The organism is Pedobacter rhizosphaerae, from assembly GCF_900111155.1.
In the GTDB taxonomy this organism is placed as follows: domain Bacteria; phylum Bacteroidota; class Bacteroidia; order Sphingobacteriales; family Sphingobacteriaceae; genus Pedobacter; species Pedobacter rhizosphaerae.
This window is the reverse complement of record NZ_FOGG01000050.1, coordinates 1-19820: the sequence shown is the minus strand read 5'-3', so window position 1 is coordinate 19820 and position 19820 is coordinate 1. Positions and strand designations below refer to the sequence as shown.

Annotated in this window: 18 protein-coding genes and 1 tRNA gene; 8 read left to right on the top strand and 11 right to left on the bottom strand. The window is 38.6% G+C overall.

The genetic code is table 11. The features are described 5' to 3' along the window. The first annotated feature begins 118 nt into the window (after window positions 1–118). The gene (locus BMX11_RS22550) at window positions 119–1102 is read left to right on the top strand and encodes an alpha/beta fold hydrolase (RefSeq protein WP_090889341.1); all 984 of its coding nucleotides are present in this window, start codon (window positions 119–121) and stop codon (window positions 1100–1102) included. Between the two features lie 451 nt (window positions 1103–1553). On the opposite strand, the gene BMX11_RS22545 is transcribed toward BMX11_RS22550, so the two are convergent. Continuing rightward, a complete protein-coding gene (locus BMX11_RS22545; RefSeq protein WP_090889338.1) occupies window positions 1554–2045 on the bottom strand; it encodes a hypothetical protein in 492 nt (163 codons plus the stop codon). Window positions 2046–3135: 1090 nt separating this feature from the next. Here BMX11_RS22545 and BMX11_RS22540 point away from each other — a divergent pair. Next, window positions 3136–3630, top strand: coding sequence for a hypothetical protein (locus BMX11_RS22540; RefSeq protein ID WP_090889335.1), 495 nt, complete (start codon window positions 3136–3138; stop codon window positions 3628–3630). A gap of 87 nt (window positions 3631–3717) precedes the next feature. On the opposite strand, the gene BMX11_RS22535 is transcribed toward BMX11_RS22540, so the two are convergent. The 8 genes from BMX11_RS22535 to BMX11_RS22500 form a co-directional block, all read right to left on the bottom strand. Then, window positions 3718–4341: a zeta toxin family protein gene (locus tag BMX11_RS22535; RefSeq protein ID WP_090889332.1), complete on the bottom strand. Its 624-nt coding sequence runs from the start codon at window positions 4339–4341 to the stop codon at window positions 3718–3720. Then, on the bottom strand, window positions 4328–4591 hold the full coding sequence (locus BMX11_RS22530) for a hypothetical protein (RefSeq protein ID WP_090889329.1): 264 nt from the start codon (window positions 4589–4591) through the stop codon (window positions 4328–4330). The genes BMX11_RS22535 and BMX11_RS22530 overlap by 14 nt, the downstream gene beginning before the upstream one ends. Before the next feature lie 386 nt (window positions 4592–4977). Then, window positions 4978–5051: transfer RNA gene (locus tag BMX11_RS22525), tRNA-Arg, on the bottom strand. A 66-nt stretch (window positions 5052–5117) separates the two neighbouring features. Further along, window positions 5118–5351, bottom strand: coding sequence for a hypothetical protein (locus tag BMX11_RS22520; RefSeq protein ID WP_090889326.1), 234 nt, complete (start codon window positions 5349–5351; stop codon window positions 5118–5120). A gap of 67 nt (window positions 5352–5418) precedes the next feature. After that, window positions 5419–6588, bottom strand: coding sequence for a mannonate dehydratase (gene uxuA / locus BMX11_RS22515; RefSeq protein ID WP_090889322.1), 1170 nt, complete (start codon window positions 6586–6588; stop codon window positions 5419–5421). A gap of 16 nt (window positions 6589–6604) precedes the next feature. Next, on the bottom strand, window positions 6605–7429 hold the full coding sequence (locus tag BMX11_RS22510) for an SDR family oxidoreductase (protein ID WP_090889317.1): 825 nt from the start codon (window positions 7427–7429) through the stop codon (window positions 6605–6607). A gap of 17 nt (window positions 7430–7446) precedes the next feature. Beyond that, entirely contained in the window at window positions 7447–8901 is a 1455-nt protein-coding gene (locus tag BMX11_RS22505) for a glycoside hydrolase family 30 protein (RefSeq protein ID WP_090889314.1), read from the bottom strand. A gap of 114 nt (window positions 8902–9015) precedes the next feature. Continuing rightward, on the bottom strand, window positions 9016–10845 hold the full coding sequence (locus BMX11_RS22500) for a glycoside hydrolase family 2 TIM barrel-domain containing protein (RefSeq protein WP_090889312.1): 1830 nt from the start codon (window positions 10843–10845) through the stop codon (window positions 9016–9018). A 376-nt stretch (window positions 10846–11221) separates the two neighbouring features. Between BMX11_RS22500 and BMX11_RS22495 the strand changes: the two genes are divergently transcribed. Next, window positions 11222–12238: a LacI family DNA-binding transcriptional regulator gene (locus BMX11_RS22495; RefSeq protein ID WP_090889310.1), complete on the top strand. Its 1017-nt coding sequence runs from the start codon at window positions 11222–11224 to the stop codon at window positions 12236–12238. Here BMX11_RS22495 and BMX11_RS22490 read toward each other — a convergent pair. Next, a complete protein-coding gene (locus tag BMX11_RS22490; protein ID WP_090889308.1) occupies window positions 12235–13464 on the bottom strand; it encodes an MFS transporter in 1230 nt (409 codons plus the stop codon). The genes BMX11_RS22495 and BMX11_RS22490 overlap by 4 nt on opposite strands. Window positions 13465–13634: 170 nt before the next feature. On the opposite strand from BMX11_RS22490, the gene BMX11_RS22485 reads away from it, so the two are divergent. From BMX11_RS22485 to aqpZ, 3 genes are all read left to right on the top strand, one after another. Then, window positions 13635–14078 carry a MarR family winged helix-turn-helix transcriptional regulator gene (locus BMX11_RS22485; RefSeq protein WP_090889305.1) on the top strand — a complete coding sequence of 148 codons (444 nt, stop codon included), beginning with the start codon at window positions 13635–13637 and terminating at the stop codon, window positions 14076–14078. A 42-nt stretch (window positions 14079–14120) separates the two neighbouring features. After that, entirely contained in the window at window positions 14121–14951 is an 831-nt protein-coding gene (locus BMX11_RS22480; protein WP_090889303.1) for an MBL fold metallo-hydrolase, read from the top strand. 294 nt (window positions 14952–15245) lie between these two features. After that, on the top strand, window positions 15246–15953 hold the full coding sequence (gene aqpZ, locus BMX11_RS22475; RefSeq protein WP_090889301.1) for an aquaporin Z: 708 nt from the start codon (window positions 15246–15248) through the stop codon (window positions 15951–15953). Window positions 15954–16032: 79 nt separating this feature from the next. On the opposite strand, the gene BMX11_RS22470 is transcribed toward aqpZ, so the two are convergent. Then, window positions 16033–16545 (bottom strand): glutathione peroxidase, encoded by a 513-nt coding sequence (locus BMX11_RS22470; RefSeq protein WP_090889298.1) that lies wholly within the window; start codon window positions 16543–16545, stop codon window positions 16033–16035. Window positions 16546–16737: 192 nt separating this feature from the next. Here BMX11_RS22470 and topA point away from each other — a divergent pair, with 192 nt between their 5' ends. Both topA and BMX11_RS22460 read left to right on the top strand, forming a co-directional pair. Then, on the top strand, window positions 16738–19296 hold the full coding sequence (gene topA / locus BMX11_RS22465; protein ID WP_090889295.1) for a type I DNA topoisomerase: 2559 nt from the start codon (window positions 16738–16740) through the stop codon (window positions 19294–19296). Between the two features lie 23 nt (window positions 19297–19319). Beyond that, the gene (locus BMX11_RS22460; protein WP_090889292.1) at window positions 19320–19724 is read left to right on the top strand and encodes a hypothetical protein; all 405 of its coding nucleotides are present in this window, start codon (window positions 19320–19322) and stop codon (window positions 19722–19724) included. The last annotated feature ends 96 nt before the right edge of the window (window positions 19725–19820 follow it).

Sequence of the window (19820 nt, the reverse complement as noted above, 5' to 3'; positions counted from 1 at the left end):
CCTTGGCAAACGACTGGACTTTCTGTTCCCTTATTTTTTGTTATTAAAGCTATTTTCCAATCCGCAGCATTATCAAAATTACCCTTCTCTAATATTCACCCTATAAATAACACGCTTGATGAAATTGATCTTTGTACATGGACATACACAGCTGGACTGTGATGCTCTGGAGCTGAAAAAAAAATGGACGGATGCGCTTAAAACTGGCTTATCCAGATCCGGACTTTCTATGCCAATTAGTAAAAATGATATTGAATTGCCTTATTTCGGAGCGCTACTACAGGGGCTTGCAACTAGTGCCAACTGGGCATTGGAGCAAACGGTTAAACAAGCCAACATCAGTCATCATGAAGAAACACGCCTAATTCACGACTTTTTATTAGAGGTTGCCAAAAATACGGGGATAAATATTCAACAAATGGCTATAGATTTAGCCATACCTGATCAAAAAAGATCTCCCTTAAACTGGGCTTGGGTTACTGCTATATTAGAATCATTAGACAAACAAATGAACTGGGGCGAGCTTAGCATCAGGCGATTTATCTACGAGCTTTTCTGCTATCTTACCGATCCTGTATTGAGGGTAAGGCTAAATGATATTGTCAAAAATCAAATTGATGAAGAACCCTGTGTGGTGGTTGGCCATGGAATGGGATCAATTATAGCCTATAACGTGATGATGGAAAATCCACATCTGCAAGTTAGCCGACTTATCACCTTAGGTAATCCGATGGGATTACAGTCTATCAGCGCTTATTTGAACCCCATCAGCATTCCCAAAAGTTTACGAGGGGATTGGTACAACGTTCAAGATGATTTAGATCCTTTTGCACAGCGTTCGATCACCATCACAAGTTCTGCAGCCACATACGATATTCACCATCATGGAGGCTTACGTAGCCGAACTAAAAACCATCATGATATGGAAGGTTACCTGAACGATCAGACTGTTGGCAGGCAGGTTTATGATGCGTTGGCGGCAGAACCGAAAAAGTCATCTAACGGCATTCTGCAATATTTAAAAACATCTGCCATTTTAGGGCCTTATTTGGCTGCTGCCTGCGAGTTTGAGTTGTTTGGATGTTTGTTGTCTTATTATTAGTGATTTGGAACGCTGTGGGCACTTAGCAGAGGCTAAGGTTAAACAATAGCGATGGTAAGTAATTTTTTAATTTTAATCGGGTACATGCTGCATTAAGATTCCCTCCTGCGAGGGAATGACGGCTATAGGAAAAAATATGCGTTTTGACAAAACCTATCCCGGTAGGGTCTATCAAACAAAATATCTCATCCTATTAACGGCACTGGTAAGGCTGGTTCAGCGCCTCCCTCTCCTCCAGGAGAGGAATTGTACAGACAGTAAATACCGTAGTTGCTTTGACAGGGTGAGGCTAAAAGCAGATTAGCTTGAATGTTTCCCCTCAAAGCTCCTTTAATGCACCTCTGAGCACCAATGTTTCCCTTCAAAGCTCCTTTAATGCACCTCTGAGCACCAATTTTGTGCTCAGAGGTGTTTAAAATACTATTCGTGGGACTAGCGCATTATTGACCGATCATATTGCAGGAAAATTTTCTGCCTTGGTTCCCTTTCCTCTTCCAGGAAATCTTTGTTTCAAATCATCATACATGGCCTGAGTACCCGGAATATTAGAACGAGATGCTCCCTTAAGAGAATGATAAATAATTAGTGAGGCTTCATAAGCTTCACCTCCTGCCACCATTCCGGTATCTTCTACTCCACGGAGCAATGTGCTTAGATGTTGAAAAATTTGATAAGTATCGAAAGCAAGTTTATAGTCTTTATGCGCTTCATTTATATCAACGAAGGCAGGAACCAATTTGGGGTTTTGCAATCCATATTCTAATGTTTTTTGTACAAATGCCAGGGTCTTATCTCCCATTTTTAGGGTAGACATACGCTCTTGAGCTGTGAGGTTTACTTTTAAAAGTGGTGCTAAACTGTTTTTTAAATTGTTAATGGCGGTTGAAATTGCCTTTGCATCTGCAACGCTAATCTCTAAAGAGATTTGATTACTTTTACTCATAGTCTGTTTAATTCAAAATTTATTAATGGTTAATTGGTTTTACAATCAAAACATGATGAATAGCGCTTTAGGTTAGGCAAAAACCATATTTACGGTAATTCACTACAGCTAACCATCATGTTTTTTGGGAATGTATTAACCTGTTAAACCAAGGGAATTGTGGCTAAACAGAAAATCGGGAGATTTGAACTTGCATATTTAACTATCGCAATAATTAAATATAGGAAAATTATGGATGGTCTAAAATATTTTCGGATTAAAGATTAAACTTTTTATACCTGACGCGTATTTATTTGTCCAGTTTATTTTTTGTTTGCACCTTGCTAATGAAAACTATTAATTATTATATTTTTTCCTCTACATTAAGAGATATCAATTAGTAAACTTTAATTTACAATATTCCCGGGTGAGCGGTTTAGAACCGTATCTTTCAATATCTCTGAAAAGAGTTAATTGTTGTTTCGCAGCACCTGGGAACTTTTTATCAATGTTTTTTTGATATAACAATTGTAAAAATCCAAACAGGTAATCCCTTACTCATTTCAAAGCTGAAAACACCTGTTTGAGAGTTAAGAGTGGTTTCTTTATGAATTAAAAAATTATGTTGAGTATAATATTGCATTAAGATTCCCTCCTGCGAGGGAATGACGGCCGTAGGAAAAAAATATGCGTTTTAACAAAGCCTATTCCTGTAGGGTATCTATCGAACAAAATATCTCAGCCTGTCATCCGTACCTGCAAGGCTACTTCAGTACCTTCCTCTCCTCCAGGAGAGGGATTGTACAGGCAAGTGAAATACCATTGTTAGTTTGTTAGGGTGAGGTTAGGCAATAAAGATTATCAGTAACATTGGAATTGTACAGTGTAACCTATTTCGTGAGTAAATTTATTTGGACGTTTTATTTTTTGTTTGCATCTTGCTGGTGCAAACTATTAAATAACATATTTTTTCACCTTAATAAGAGAGATCAACAAGTAAATTTTCATTAACAATATTCCTGGTCGAGAGGTAGCCCCTCATTTTCATTTATCTCTGAAAAGAGTTATTTGGTAGTTTGCAGCGACCAGGATACTTTATTTTTTTCAGGTTATGCAAACTACCAAAAGTAAAAATCCAAACACACAGTTCCCAACTCAGGTTGAAGCTGTGAATCAAGTTCAACAACTTATTAAATCCTATTTTGAACTTATTAGTTTAAGCAGGATTAACGAAACCCTAATTAAACTGGCAAGTGCGGCGATTGCTCCTCATAATAGAAGTAAAAAACCTACACCTATTGATATTGCGGGGAGACTTTATGATGTACGCATCACCTTAAATCTGCTTTACAAGGTGAAAGCTGTGCTTAAACAAGACTTTATCCAGTGTACAACTAATGAAATGCTAAATAAGCTATCTGCTATAAACAATTTTGATATAGATGATATGGCAGAATTGCTTTATACAGGATTAGATACCTACATCTTCAAGGAAAAGGATTTCGAAGGATCATCTTTATCCTTTTCCTGTGAAATCATATCGGGGTTCAAAATGATTTATGATTGGTTATCGGAATGTGAGAAGTGGCATCAATCTGTGAAATAACTGTGCAGGTTGACTCGAATCAATGAATAATACTGGTCCGTGAGTCACGGACCAGTGATGTTAAAATACTATTTGAATTTGGATAATTCAGTTGCAAGTAAAGGCATACCCTTTTTGATCCAGCTTTTTTTTTAGGGCTTTTGGAGAAAGGTACCTAACATTTTCCTTTTCCATGCTACATAGAAGTGTGGGAACAATCATTCCATCATATAATTCAACTCTATAAAATGTTTGATATTCCGTATTTATGTGTATAAGATTATTATTGTAAACACCTTTGATCGTATCAGGCCTAACATAATGACCTCCCTCTAAAACCCGTTGCTCAACACGGCCCATACAGTCGCTAACCTTATCAAGGCAGAGATAATTGAGCTGAAGCTGATAGCCAGCATTATCGAACATATCAATATATCTCCAGTAATCTGGATGTGAAAGAGGTGTCTCCAATACAAAATGTGAATTCGAATTAATCGCTTCAACCATTAGTTCTTTTAGTTTATCCTCCATCATCCTGGTTGCCCGCGCCACTAGTTCACCATCGGAAATTCCCTGTGCCTGAAGCTCAGACTCGAAGCCAACCCTTGTACTGTCCCTGTCAAAAGACACAATTCCATCAAAAGCTAAGGGCAGCATAGTTTGAATATGTGTAGACTTACCAGCACCATTGGGGTCCGATATAACAAGCAAGGTAGGCTTATTGTAGTCCATAGGCCTCGCGCACCTTTTCTGCCTGCCACGCCTTAAGTATCTTGACTACACGAGTGCTAATTTTTTTTCCTACAGATTTCACCTCTTGAATTTCAATGCGGCCATCTGGAAACTCTTTGTATACCTGTCCATCTGGAAGGTCCTCAGAAAGAATTAAAAAAAGCAAGTTGTTACTGAAGTTCCTTTGGCGAAGATTTTTGATCGTACTCAGGTACTTTTTGTGTTTTTCCTCAAGTTCAAAATCGACCATAACTTATAACTAAGTTGATAAGTAAAAATACAAAATACCGACGACAAATCAAATAAATATTGGACTCGAACTAGTCTTATAATATAACCAGACGACACCATTTCCTAGTTTGAAACGGTGTAACAACGCTTTATATAATACCTGTCTTTTAGATGACAAAAACCATAAAGTTAACTATTATGCAGAATTTCCATTTACATATTACAATGAAACTGGTTATTCCCACTTTTGCCGAAACACACAAACTAAAGTTATATTTAAGAAATAAACAAGATTATTAGCTGTGCCAAAGCCCTGGATTGATCAAGAATATTTGCCTGATCAGGTTGTTGGGTACACCAACCAGTAGATAAAAAAAAGCCTTTAGTGATTAACTAAAGGCTTTGTACCCCGGAAGGGATTCGAACCCCTGACCCACGGTTTAGAAAACCGTTGCTCTATCCAACTGAGCTACCGAGGCCCGTTTTTTAATGAGCTGCAAATATATAAGTTCTATTGAAAAACTAAAAATATATTTTCACAAATTTTAAGCGTCTTCACCGTTCCATTCATCGTCATCTGCGTACTTTGTTTTTTCATGACTGGAACTCAGGCTTCTAAGTTCTTCATGATGAAAATGACGTTCCGGATTTTCTGGTAAAAGATCATCCTCATCGCAAGATTTTTTTCTCAAATGCTCCGGTTTTTTAACCTCAGGCAAGTCATCATGTATAACAGATGGCTTAAGAATTCGTTTTTCGGGCAATTTTTCGTTTTCCATAATAGGGTAATTGTCAAATTTCAAGCCAATAAAAAAGCCTGCTTTTAATTAGCAGGCTCAAATTTATCTAATAGTTTCCAGTTACACCAACTTCTAACCCTCTTAATTCTGCTAAGCCCCTTAAACGGCCAATGGCAGAGTAGCCGGGGTTGGTTTGCTTGGCTAAATCATCGAGCATTTGATGGCCATGATCTGGGCGGAATGGAATAGCCTTATCTCTTAAAGCATTCTCTTCAGAAACGGCCTTCATAATTTCGAACATATTTACATCGCCCCCTAAATGATCTGCTTCGTAAAAACTACCGTCCTCATCTTTGGTCACATTGCGTAAATGCAGAAAATAAACCCTTTCTTTAACAGCCTGGAAAATTTCTAATGCATTGTTTTTCATCCCTGCACCCAACGAACCTGTACAAAAACATACGCCATTAAATGGTTGATCTACTTCGTTAATGATGTATTTGAAATCTTCGAGGGTACTTGCAATGCGTGGCAAGCCTAATATGGCATACGGCGGATCGTCTGGATGGATGGTCATCTTAATTCCTTCTTCAGTACAAACATCTGCAATCTCAGAAAGGAAAAATTTTAAATTTTCTTTTAAACCTTGCGTACCAATGGCTTTGTATTCGTTAATGCTATCGCGAAGGGTTTCGAGTTCAATTTCTTTCTCATTCGGAATTCCCATCAATACGTTCACCCGCAAATCGTCTAACTGCTGTTGATTTAAAGTAGCATATTTATCTTGTGCACGCTTTAAAATAGATTCAGCATAATCCTGGTCAGCGCCTTCACGTTTTAGGATGTAAAGATCGAAAATAGCCAAATCAATCCAATTGAAATATAAAGCTTTAGATCCGTCAGTCATTTCTAAATCCAACTGGGTACGGGTCCAATCCAATACCGGCATAAAGTTATAGCAAACGGTCTTTAATCCGCATTGCGATAAATTACGCAACGAGGTTTTATAATTCTCGATGTATTTGCCCGCATCCGCTCTGCGGGTTTTAATGGCTTCGTGAACGGGTACACTTTCTACTACCGACCAGGTTAAGCCTGCGGCCTCGATAATGGCTTTACGTTCCTGAATATCGGCCAAAGGCCAAACTTCACCATGTGCAATGTGGTGCAATGCAGATACAATTCCTGTTGCTCCTGCTTGTTTTACATCTTGTAATGACACTGGATCATTTGGTCCATACCAGCGCCAGGTCTGTTCTAATTTTTTATATTTCATGTTAGTTTGTTTCTATTTATACACCCGAGAAGATACAGAATCCACCATCAACCTTTAAACTTTCTCCGTTAACAAATTTGGAGGCATCACTTAACAGGTATACCAGGGCACCAATAAGTTCATCCGGATTTCCGAACCTTTTAAAAGGCGTATTCGCAATAATGGCTTCACCTCTGGAAGTTAAAGAACCATCTTCATTGGTGAGTAGCCTGCGGTTTTGATGTGTAATAAAAAATCCCGGAACAATGGCATTCATTCTAATAGTATCGCCATAACGGTTAGCCAACTCAACAGCCATCCACTTGGTGTAGCTTTCTATAGCCGTTTTAGCCAACGAATAGCCCAACACCCGGGTAATTGCCTGACTGGCCGATACAGATGAAATATTGACAATACTGCCTCCATTTTTGGCAATTTCCTTACCGAAAATTTGAGTAGGAACGATGGTTCCGAAAAGGTTAAGATCAAAAGCCTGTTTCAATGCATTTACATTGAGATCAAAAACATCGCTACCGGGCTGCACCACGGCTTCTGCAACATTCCCCCCTGCCCCATTTACCAGGGCATCTATACGACCGAATTCGGCTATAATTTTATCCTTTGCAGCAACCAATGCTTGCTCATCCAATACATCGGCAATAACATAAATAGCTTTTGCTCCTGCCTTTACTGCTTCCTCTGCCCTTTGCTTAGCTACCTCTTCGTTTCTACCGATGATAACAATGGTTGCATTTGCCGCAATTAATCCATCCACAAAAGCTTCGCCCAATACCCCAGTGGCACCGGTTACAACAACTACCTTGTCTTGAAGAGAAAACATGTTCTTTAATTCCTTACTCATTATTTTTATTTATCTGGTTAATCAACTACCAAAGTGGCAATAGAATGCGGTAAACTTGTAGTAGTTGCGGCCTGGCCTTTTATCCACAGGCTATAGTTTATTTTTTCATCTGATTGATTCATCACCACCACTACCAGTTTGCCATCTGTATTTAAGAAGGCTGTAGTTTCCAGTTTATCACGGCTGGATGCCGAACCAATTCTTTTAGCCCCGGGACGAATAAACTTAGAAAAGTGTCCCATGTAGTAGTAGGCGTTGGTATAAATCAATTTATCATTTTTGGTATCGGCGTGCACAGGCGCAAAACAAAAGTTACCTACATGGTTTGGCCCACCGTTTTCATCTAACAAAATGTTCCAGTCAGTCCATGCAGCGGTGCCGCTATTAAAATCGTTAATCATCGAGTAACCGTAGCGCTCACCCAAAGTCCAATCGGTTAATTTATTTACATCATATTTTTCTTTACAGCCTTCGGTAAAGATTAATGCCTTATCAGGATAAGCATCATGCACCTGGCGTACATTGCCAAATTGCATTCCACTACCTGTCCAGGTTTCGTACCAGTGAAAACCGATTCCCCAAACATATTTTGCGGCATCTTTATCATTTAAAATGGTACTTGCCCTTTGAAAAATCTGATCGCGGTTATGATCCCAGGCGATTAATTTTTTAGAGGCTAAACCAGATTTCTGTAAAGTTGGACCCAAGAAGTTTTTAATAAAATCACGTTCTTCTTCTGCGGTATACACGCACGATTCCCAGATTTGTTTCGCCATTGGCTCATTCTGTACACTTAAACCCCAAACTGGAATGCCCATAGCTTCATAAGCTTTAATAAATTTCACATAGTGATTGGCCCAGCTTTGGCGATAAGCAGGTAATAAATGCCCCCCCTTTATTAAGCTATTATTATCTTTCATCCATGCGGGTGGAGACCAGGGGCTTACAAACAGGGGCAACTTACCACCTGTAGCAGCCATAGCCTGTTTAATTAAAGGAATTTTGTATTTTTCATCGTGGGCAACACTAAATGTTTTTAAATCTTTATCGTTATCCTGAACATAGGTATAACTTCCGCTAGAAAAATCGCAACTGGCAATATTGGTCCTGGCCAGGGTATAGCCTATCCCCTTATCCTGATTATAATAGGCCGTTAGTAATTCTTGCTGATTCTTTTTAGAAAGCCTGGCAAACGTTTCTGCAGAGGCATCTGTTAATGCACCACCAATTCCAACCAATGTTTGATATTTGATAGTTGGATCTATAAATATACAGGGCTCCGTTTCGAAAGGTTGATTATTTGCTTTAAATGATAAACTTTCTGTTTTACTGATGCGATAATCGGAATTTTCTGCAGTGGTGTACACGGTAACCTTTTTATTGGCAACAGTATAACTCACCGGTTTCTTAGTTTGGGAAGCGGCATTTAAGGCCGTAGCCAAAATCAATAGGATGCTCAGATTTAATTTCATTATATTTTTACTAGTTATTATCGTTCAAAAATGGGATTTTAAAAATGATTTAAATGCTGTACTGCCCATATTTAGATAATTTTACTTTCAGTTATGATTTATAATTAACTCCTATTATTTGTATTTAGCCTGCATTTGGTTATAATAATCTTTAAGCACGTAAAAAGCCTTTTTCTTTTTACCCGTTTCACTAATTAAGCCTTTACGGTTCCAAAAGTTCTGGTAAATGGGATGCTGTCTTCTTGGAGATCTGAAATCGGTTAAAATCCATGGTGTCATTCCCCTTAAAGCACCAATTTTACTTAAGAGGGTAATCTGGTTTTTATAAAGCGCCTCCTGGTATTCTTCACTCCATCGGGTATTTTCATCGGCATGGAAGCCACCAAGTGCATCACCACCAAATTCTGTCACCACTACCGGCTTATTGTATTTAATATTGAAATCGTATTTCGTAATTTCGGCAGGAGTTCCGCCCCAGTACCAACCTGCATATTCATTAAAGCTTACCAGGTCAATCTTCTCTCCTAAAGGATCATTGAGAACCATGGTATTTCCTTCACGGTGAACTTCCAGCGCTGCTGCAACCAAACGGGTATCGTCTAAAGTACGGGCAGTTTCTACCAAGTTGCTCATAAAGCTCAATCGTGCATCACTTAGTGGCGTTTCGTTTCCAACTGACCAAACGATCACACTTGCCCGGTTTTTATCGCGAACAATCAAATCTGTTAACTGTTGCTTTGCATTGGCATAGGTAGCAGGATTAGTCCAGCTAATGGTCCAGTAAACAGGTACCTCTGCCCAAACCAGTAAGCCCATTTCATCTGCCAGGCGAATCATCTCTTCGTTATGCGGATAATGAGCCAAGCGAACGTAATTACAGTTCATGTCTTTACTCCATTGCAGCATCATGCGCATATCTCCTTCCGAACGCAAACGGCCAGCTAAAAGCGGATTTTCATCATGAACCGAAATCCCTCTTAAAAAAATAGATTTTCCGTTTAAATAAATGCTGTCGCCCCTTACCTCAATATTCCTGAAACCTATCTTATCGTTTATATCTTCCTTGTCTGTTTTGATATTTACGCCGTAAAGTTTAGGGTTCTCCGGCGACCACAGGCTCAGGTTATTCCAGATAAATTCGTCTGCTATCTTGCCCTCGCCATCCGTTTTATATTTCTTCTCTAACTTCAATTCAGGTATAGATAGGGTAACCTCCTGATTGGCTGTTGCATCGGCCAATTTCACAGAAAAGCTAACCAGGTTATTATTTCCTTTAACCAATTGCAATTTATAATCGGCAATAAAGTGATCTGGAAACTCGGCAAGATATACATCTCTGGTAATGCCACCATAATTCCACCAATCGGTGTTTACCGTAGGAATTTCATCTTGTTTACGGGTATTATCTACTTTTAAAATGATCGAATTCTCTCCTGCCTTAAGCTTGTTGGTAGCATCAAACTGAAATGGCGTAAAACCTCCTTTGTGCACACCAAGCTTCTTTCCATTTAGATAAACATGGGCTTCGTAATTAACTGCTGCAAAGTAAATGTAGTACTTCTTGCCCTTTTCGGGTTTCGCATCAAATTTTCTACGCAACCAAACACTGCCTTCATATAGCTCCAGTTTCTCCAATTGCGAATTCCAGTCTCCCGGAACATTCATTAAGGATGAATGGTCAAAATCATACTCTATAAGTTCTGTTTTATCTTTCTGTACACGGTCGTCAAAAAAACCTCCTGTTCCTGTTTTAGATTGGTCGAAAGGTTCATGTCTATAATCGTAATAACCGTTTTCATAGGGATCAATAATGTAGTTCCACTTTCCGTTGAGGCTTAATATTTTACGCGATTGAATATTTTGTATAGCGGTAACCTGAGCATAACTGATTGTTGAAAGAAGCGAAAAGCAGATTATAAATACCCTATAGATTGATTTTTGCATAACTTATATTTTAATTTTTAATTAATTGAAGTTCCCAAAACTAACAATTAATTTATGGTAGGTGTTTCTTCCTCCCAACTAAATCTGACCAAAAACCTTCAAAATGTAAAAACGAACCCACAAAATTTTTGTTACAAAAACATTCTTCGCGTAGTTAATTTTAGACTGTTTGCCTGATGAGGTTACTTCATGAACCAGGCAACAATTTCTTCATTGTGATTTGGTTAGTTAACATTAAGCAAAGCGAATGTATGAAAGCAAACGCTAGAAAATCTACATTAAAACCTACAAAAAGCCACAAATTGATCATTCGTTATATTTCAAACGTTTGAAATATTTTGTTTTTTTTCTTAACTATGTACGGAGATTGCAAAAGATGGAAAATAAGACCCCCGTTACACTTAAATTCTTAGCTGAGAAGCTTAAGATGTCAGTCTCTACCGTTTCAAAAGCCCTTAACAATTACCCCACCATTAATGAATATACTAAAAAGCGTGTTCAGGAAATGGCCCGCGATCTCCGTTTTACGCCAAACAAATCGGCTATTAACTTAAAAGAGCGGAAATCCAGGATTATTGGCATCATATTACCCAATCTTTTAGATCAATACTTTACCCGAAGCATTGCTGGTGTAGAGCAATTTGCGATGCAATTTGGATACAATGTAATCATCAGTCAATCTCACGACGAGTTTGAAAAAGAAAAGCAACTGGCTGATATGTTATTAAAAAGTAGAGTGGATGGATTAATTATCGCCATTTCGAAAGAAACGCAGGACTTTAATCACCTCTACCAGTTCGAACACATGGGAATCCCGGTGGTTTATTACGCCAGAAACCCCAGCTTTAACCTGAACTGCCATAAAGTATTGGGAAATAATTTTCAGGGCGCTTACCTGGCCACTCAATTTTTAATTCAGCGGAAACATCAAAAAATTGCCTATCTGGGCGGCCCCAAGATGATCAATTTCACTCATGATCGTTTTAATGGCTATATAAATGCGTTAAAAGATAATGGTGTATCTTTCAATACTGAGCTAGTTGCTTATACAGATTTTAATAAAGAAAATACAATTAAGGCCATTCAGAATTTATTTTCGCATCCTGAAAATTTGCCAACAGCCCTGGTGGCTTTTAAAGAGCCTATCCTTTTCGATGCGATTAAGTATTTGAAATCGATTAACCACCCTAATTTTAGCCAAATAGAATGTATAGGCTTTGGCAATAATGCCTTTATCAGCTATTTGGATACACCACCCGTTGCCTCTGTTGAAGAAAATCCAGAATCAGTTGGCGAGAATGCGATTAAGCTCCTTTTACAGCTCATAAATAAAGAAATTGAGCTGGATCACTACCAAAAGATCATGGTTGATTGCAAATTGGTGGTCCACTAGTTAAATGATACGGCATTACGCTGTAATTCCTGGCGGTGCTTTTCGTTTAACATAAAAGCTCCGATAATCAGTACGCCTGCAACACCTTCAAAAGCCACCACTACCTGCGTACCAAACAAGTGTGCTAAATATCCCATTAATAAACTACCCAATGGCAAAACACCCTGGTAAGCCATTATATAATAACTTAAAGTCCTCCCCCTCATGGCATCATCGGCATGTGTTTGAAGATAAGTATTGATAGATGAGGTTTGCGCCATCAAGCCCAAAGAGGCTAATCCTGTACAAACCAATGCCAATATCAATGATGGAGAAATAGCCAGCGCCACTACAGACACAGCCAACAAAGTCCCTGAAAACACTACAATTTTTTGAAGGTTACGAGAGGCCTTCAGTGTGGCCATGTAAATCGCTCCAAAGAAAGCACCAAAACCGGCAGCACTTTCGAACCAGCTAAATGTGGTAGCAGTACCGTTAAAAATATCTTTGGCAAAAACGGGCAAAAGTGTAGTAAAAGGAATAACCAGTAAACTTGAGGCCGCCATCATTAAAATCATAGACGCTAAATCTGGCGACGATTTCAAATAATCATACCCCTTCTTGAGGTCGATCCAGATATTTTCTTTAGATTTTTCAGTTGGGGTAATCTTCAACTTCATCATGAGCATACACCCCAAAACAGCTATAAAACTCAGGAAATTAATGAGAAAACAAACATCTTCACCCAGGGTACTTAGAATTACCCCTGCCACTGCCGGTCCAATCAACCTTGCCGCATTGAACACAGAAGAGTTTAAAGCAATTGCATTGGGCAAATCTTCTTTATCGTCTATTAAATTAACCATTAAGGATTGCCTTGCTGTTACGTCAAATGCATTTACCAGGCCTTGAACAAGCGATAATGCCGCTATCCAGAACATATCGTAAACCTTAAACCAAATCATCACAGCCAAAGCACCAGCTTGCAACATCAGCACTACCTGTGTAATTAATAAAATTTTATACTTATTGTGCCTATCCACATAGCTCCCTGCATATGGGGCTAATACTAACGAAGGGATAAGACTTAAAAAGGTAATTAACCCCAATAAAAATGCAGACCCCGTTAACCTGTAAACCAACCAGCTTACCGCTACACGCTGCATCCAGGTACCGATAAGAGATATAGCCTGTCCGGTAAAAAATAACCTGTAATTATAATGTCTTAGTGAACGAAAAATACTCATAAATAAAATAGTAAAGTAACTTTACAAAAGTACAAATTTATCTTCATCGAGTAAAACTCAAAAACACCGATTTTATCATCCAAAAATCACAATTAATACTTTTAAAGAACCATCACCCTTATTATTGATAAAAATAACCGCTATATTTGTAAAGTTTATTTACCATTATTATGCCAACGCAAACTCAAGAAATAGCTGCAAAATTAAGAAGTACTGTAACCCGGCTAACCCGGCAATTGCGAAAACAGAATGTAAGTTCTGAATTTAGCAATGCCGAATTGCTCACCATGTCGTTACTGGAGCAACATGGAAAACTGCTTTCTACCGAACTTGCAGAAATGGAACGGGTTTCTAAGCAAGCCATTTCCCAAATCATTAACAGGCTGTTTGAGGCCAATTGCGTTGCGCGCTTTCCCAGTGATGAGGATAAAAGAAAAGTATATATCTGCCTGACTAAACTTGGCGAAAAACATATTGTGGCTACACGCAAAATTAAAGAAGAGTGGCTTAGCCAAACCATGGAGAAAATTTTTACCGCAGAAGAAATCAACCTGATTCAGGCTTTCCTGCCTCTCCTGTCTCGTTTGGTAGAGCACAACGGATTAAGGGTATAATTTTTTCCATCTTTGCCAATTTAGCCTTATCTTGCAAATACAATGGGACTTTATTTTACATCAATTAATTCGGGCAGTAACGGCAATTGTTATTATGTGGGGAACGATCAGGAAGCTGTATTGGTTGACATAGGCCTAACCTGTAAGGAAGTAGAACGTAGAATGGCCAGGTTAAACCTTCAAATTGATAAAGTTAAGGCCATTTTCATTTCACACGAGCATACAGACCACATTAAAGGCCTTTCAGTGTTCGCCAGGAAATATAAATTACCCGTTTACATCAGTACCTCAACACTAAAAAGCAGCAAGCTGCTGCTTGATGAAAATTCGGTACGCCCTATCCAGCACCTTGAACCTGTTATGATTGGAGGATTAAAAATAGCGCCCTTTTCTAAATTTCATGATGCTGCAGACCCCTATAGTTTTACAATAGAATATAATGATGTACGTGTAGGTGTTTTTACCGATATCGGCGCTGTTTGTGAAAGGTTAATTAATCAATTCAAAACTTGTCACGCTGTTTTTTTAGAAGCTAATTACGATACTGAAATGATGGAAAATGGCCGGTATCCTTATTTTTTAAAAAGAAGAATAATGGGTGGCCATGGTCACCTGAGTAACAAGCAAGCACTCGAACTTTTTCTTAACCACAAATCTGAACACCTCAGCCATCTTTTATTGAGCCATTTATCTAAAGACAATAACGATCCCCAACTGGTAGAAAAACTATTCAAAACCGTTTGCGGTGATACTTTTGTTAAAGTTGCTTCCAGGTATGAGGAAAGTGAAGTGTACTTTGTTGGACAGCAAACTCAGCCGACCTATTGTTTTAACCCTGAAGATTACCAACCAGAGCAACTTAATCTCTTCTAATTGGCAGCAAACTGTTGTTTTAAGTCAATAACAAGAATAAAAACTTAAAAATTAATCTTTTTAAAAACATTTTTTATCAAACTAAGTTATATATAGACTTCATAAATAGTTTGTTTGGTTTATTAGGGGGCGTATTCATTTAAGCCCCCTTTCTTTTTGCCTAAAAAAACCTAATTAACACTGATTAACAACACATTACATATATTTATTCATCATTACCTGAAATTCAAAGAATTAGTTTACATTTGATATTAATCTCCCCTATTTTTTTTGAAACCTTAAATAAAAAATAATATGGAGACAAGTAAATTTTCAAAATTCAGTGCTGAACTTCTTGGCACAATGGTCTTGGTTTTAATGGGTTGCGGCAGTGCTGTTATAGCAGGCGCAAACGGAACTACAGGCGTCGGTTTATTAGGAATATCCTTTGCTTTTGGATTATCAGTTGTAGCAATGGCTTATGCTATTGGTCACATTTCCGGTTGCCACATCAATCCTGCAATTTCTATTGCCATGGTTATTGCCGGCCGTATGAAAGCAGGTGAAGCGGCATACTACATTGTGGCTCAAATTCTGGGCGGCATTATTGGCGCAGGGGTCTTGTTGATGATCGCATCGGGTAAACCAGAATATAGCCTGGCTGTAAATGGCTTAGGACAGAATGGATTCGATGCCTTATCACCTCAACACTACAGCCTACACGCTGGCTTAATTGCCGAAGTCATTTTTACCTTTATCTTCTTACTGGTTATTTTTGGCGCTACGTCTACCAAAAACATCAACGGTGGATTTGCTGGTTTAGCGATTGGACTAAGCCTGGTACTCATTCATATTGTAGGCATCCCGGTAACGGGAGTTTCAGTTAATCCGGCAAGAAGTATTGGTCCGGCTTTGTTGGTTGGTGGAGAAGCACTGGGGCAGGTTTGGGCCTTTATCATCGCTCCATTAGTTGGCGCAGCATTAAGCGCTGTTGTTTGGAAATATCTGTTGGAAAAAAATTAAAAGTGTTATGGGTTGTGGGTTGCGGGTTACAAGTCTAAATGTATAGCCCACAACTCGTAACCTGCAACCCGTAACTCAACTAAAGATTCTTAGTAACAGCTTCATCCATTGGTTTGGTTTTCGAACGGAAACGGTGAACAAGCTCTCCTTTTTCATTGATCAGGAATTTTTCAAAGTTCCATTTGATATCTCCCTGCTCCTCTGTATTGGTTTGTGAAGTTAGGAATTTAAAAAGTGGACTAATATCATCTCCTTTTACACTGCTTTTTTCTGCCAGTAAAAAGGATACCTTGTATTTCCCGGTACAAAACTCTTTAATTTCAGCGTTAGAAGAAAATTCTTGTCCGCCAAAATTGCCTGCCGGAAATCCGATCAATACCACTTTCTTACCATATTGCTTATGCAATTTTTCTAAATCTTCATATTGTGGAGTATAGCCGCATTTAGAAGCGGTATTCACAATTAAAATTTTCTTACCTTTAAATTTCGACAGCTTAACTTCTTTACCATCAATTGTTTTGAAGCTGAAATCGTAAACAGTTTTTGGTGGCGACACCAACAGGTTTAATAGGATTAAAATAGTGCTTATCATTTTAGTTTAATTTTATATACGAAGATAACTAGAAATAGATTGCAGTGTTGCCACTTCCGTGTAATTTATCTATACAAAAACATTCCCAAACAGATTGGAATGAGATTAAAATTTCCAAAAAAACACACTTATTTCTAGTCAGGTTTGGATTTATACTTTATTTATAGCTTTATTTGCAGAAAAACGTATTTCATGGCTAAAAATTTATTAATCGTCGAATCACCCGCAAAAGCTAAAACTATAGAAGGCTACCTTGGAAAGGATTTCCTAGTGAAATCTAGCTATGGCCATATTAGAGATTTAGTGAAAGGAGATATGGGTATTGACATTAAGAATGATTTTGCCCAAACTTACGAGGTACCTGCAGACAAGAAGAATGTGGTATCTGAACTTAAAAAACTGGCTAAGGAAGCAGAGATGGTATGGCTAGCATCCGATGAGGACCGCGAGGGAGAAGCCATTTCCTGGCACTTGTTTGAAACACTTGGTTTAAAAAGTGATAAAACCAAACGCATTGTTTTTCACGAGATTACTAAGCCGGCCATCTTAAAAGCAATTGAAAATCCAAGAAGTATCGACTATAATTTAGTTAATGCGCAACAGGCACGTCGTGTTTTAGATCGCCTGGTAGGTTTTGAACTTTCCCCTGTTTTATGGAAAAAAGTTAAACCATCCTTATCTGCAGGGCGAGTTCAATCTGTAGCTGTTCGCTTAATTGTAGATAGAGAAAGAGAAATCAACAACTTCAATGCCGCCGCAGCTTATAAAATTACCGCTCAATTTTCTACAGGAAAAGGCAAAGAAACAGTAAAAGCCGAACTTCCCCAACGTTTTGAAAAGGAAGCAGATGCTGAAAAGTTTTTACAAGATTGTGCTGCAGCAAAATTTGACATTAGCAGTTTAGAAACTAAACCGGCAAAAAGAAATCCGGCAGCCCCCTTTACTACTTCTACCTTGCAGCAAGAGGCTTCCAGAAAACTTGGTTTCTCAGTGGCAAGAACCATGCAAGTTGCACAAAGGCTTTACGAAGCGGGTAAAATCACCTATATGAGAACGGATTCGGTAAACTTATCCGACACGGCTTTAGCAGCTGCAGCTGCAGAAATTAAATCAGCTTATGGCGATAAATACTATCAAGCCAGAAAATATAAAACGAAATCGGCAGGTGCACAAGAGGCTCACGAGGCCATCCGTCCTACTTATTTTGATCGTCACTCTGTAGATGGGGACATTTCGGAAAAACGTTTGTATGATTTAATCTGGAAACGAGCTATCGCCTCTCAAATGAGTGAAGCCTTATTTGAAAAAACAACAGCTCAAATCACAGCTTCTACCCGTCAAGAACACCTGGTTGCAGAAGGAGAAGTTTTAAAATTTGATGGCTTCTTAAAAGTATACTTAGAATCTACAGATGATGAGGAACAGGAAGAAAAAGAAGGCGGATCAATCCTCCCTCCACTTGCAAAGGGCCAGGAATTATTTTTAAAAGAAATGCAGGCAACAGAGCGTTATTCTCGTCCACCTGCAAGATATACTGAGGCTAGTCTCGTTAAAAAACTAGAAGAATTAGGCATTGGCCGTCCATCTACTTATGCACCAACCATTTCTACAGTTCAAAATCGTGGTTATGTGGTTAAGGAAGACCGCGACGGTAAGCAGCGTAAATTTACATCCATTATTTTAGCTGATGGAACCGTTAAAAAAGAAATAAAATCAGAAATTACTGGTGCAGAAAAGTCTAAGCTCTTTCCTACCGATATTGGTGAAGTGGTAAACGATTTCCTGGTAGAACATTTTAAAGGAATTGTAGATTTTAACTTCACGGCTAAAGTGGAGAAGGAATTTGATGAAATTGCTCAAGGTTTGCAAGAATGGACAAAAATGCTTCATTCTTTCTATAATCCATTCCATTCGGAGGTTGAAACTACTTTGGAGACTGCCGAACGTGCAACTGGAGAGCGATTATTAGGAACAGATCCTGCAACAGGTAAAAACGTTTACACCAAAGTTGGAAAATTCGGTCCGCTGGTGCAGATTGGTGAATCTGATGATGAGGAAAAACCGCAGTACGCCAGCCTGATGAAGAATCAATCGGTAGGAACGATTGTTCTGGCCGATGCACTGGAATTATTTAAACTACCTTTCGCACTGGAAGATTATCAGGGCAAAGAAGTAATGGTGGGCGTTGGCAGATTTGGACCTTATGTGAAATGGGGCGAAAGTTTTATTTCGCTTCCCAAAAACGAAGATCCGCTTTCTGTTACCAACGAGCGGGCAATTGCCATCATCAATGAAAAAATGGATGCTGATGCACCTATTGCTCATTATCAAGGTTTAGGTGTTACCAAAGGCAAAGGCCGTTTTGGTCCATTCATTAAATGGAATGACTTGTTTATCAATATTCCGGCAAAAGGATATGATTACGATAACCTTTCTCAATCTGACATCGAGACCTTAATCGGTAAAAAGGTAGAAAAGGAAGCCAATCGTTACATTAAAACCTGGGATGCAGAGAAAATTTCTATCGAAAATGGCAGATGGGGACCTTTCATCCGTTTCGGCAAATTGATGCTCAAACTGAGAAATAATGAGGCTACAAAGCAAAAATATACTGCTGAAGAATTAGTTGATATTGATTTGGAAGTAGTGAAAAAGATGATTGTAGAACAAGTACCAAACGCTTTCGAAACGAAGAAAAAAGCACCGGCTAAAAAGGCGGCAACCAAAAAAGTTGTAGCTAAAAAGAAATAGGTAAAAACAAATAGAAAATTATTGTGAAGGCAGATTTACCAGAAAATTTAGTTGAAGACATTGCAATGGCAGTAGTGTTGATGGGCGAAACCCCGGAAGTTAAAAACTGGACCGTTTACCTGGTTAACCTAAAAGACCAGCCCATTACCAATGTTCTTATTAGCTCTAAAGGATATGGCGAGAAGGATGGAAAGCCTGTAAAAACCTCTGTTCTAAGGCATTTTATTGGGGATATGGAAGCCCACACTTTTGCTGGTGTGGAAGCAATAGACCCTGAGGTTTTCGGGCTAACAAACGAATATTGGTTGAGCTACTATATCGGTTCAACCATCTACGACAAAAAATTCATTTTCTTACCCGAAAGTATTATAGACTCTAATTTAATTAAAATCCCATTGGTAAACAGACCGGGAGTGATGATAAAATGAGTTTGGAGTTAGGAGATTGGGGTTTTGAGTCTTTTACCACAATCTAAAATTTAGTCCTGAGCGCTTGTAGGTGTCATATAGCCATTACTCCAATCT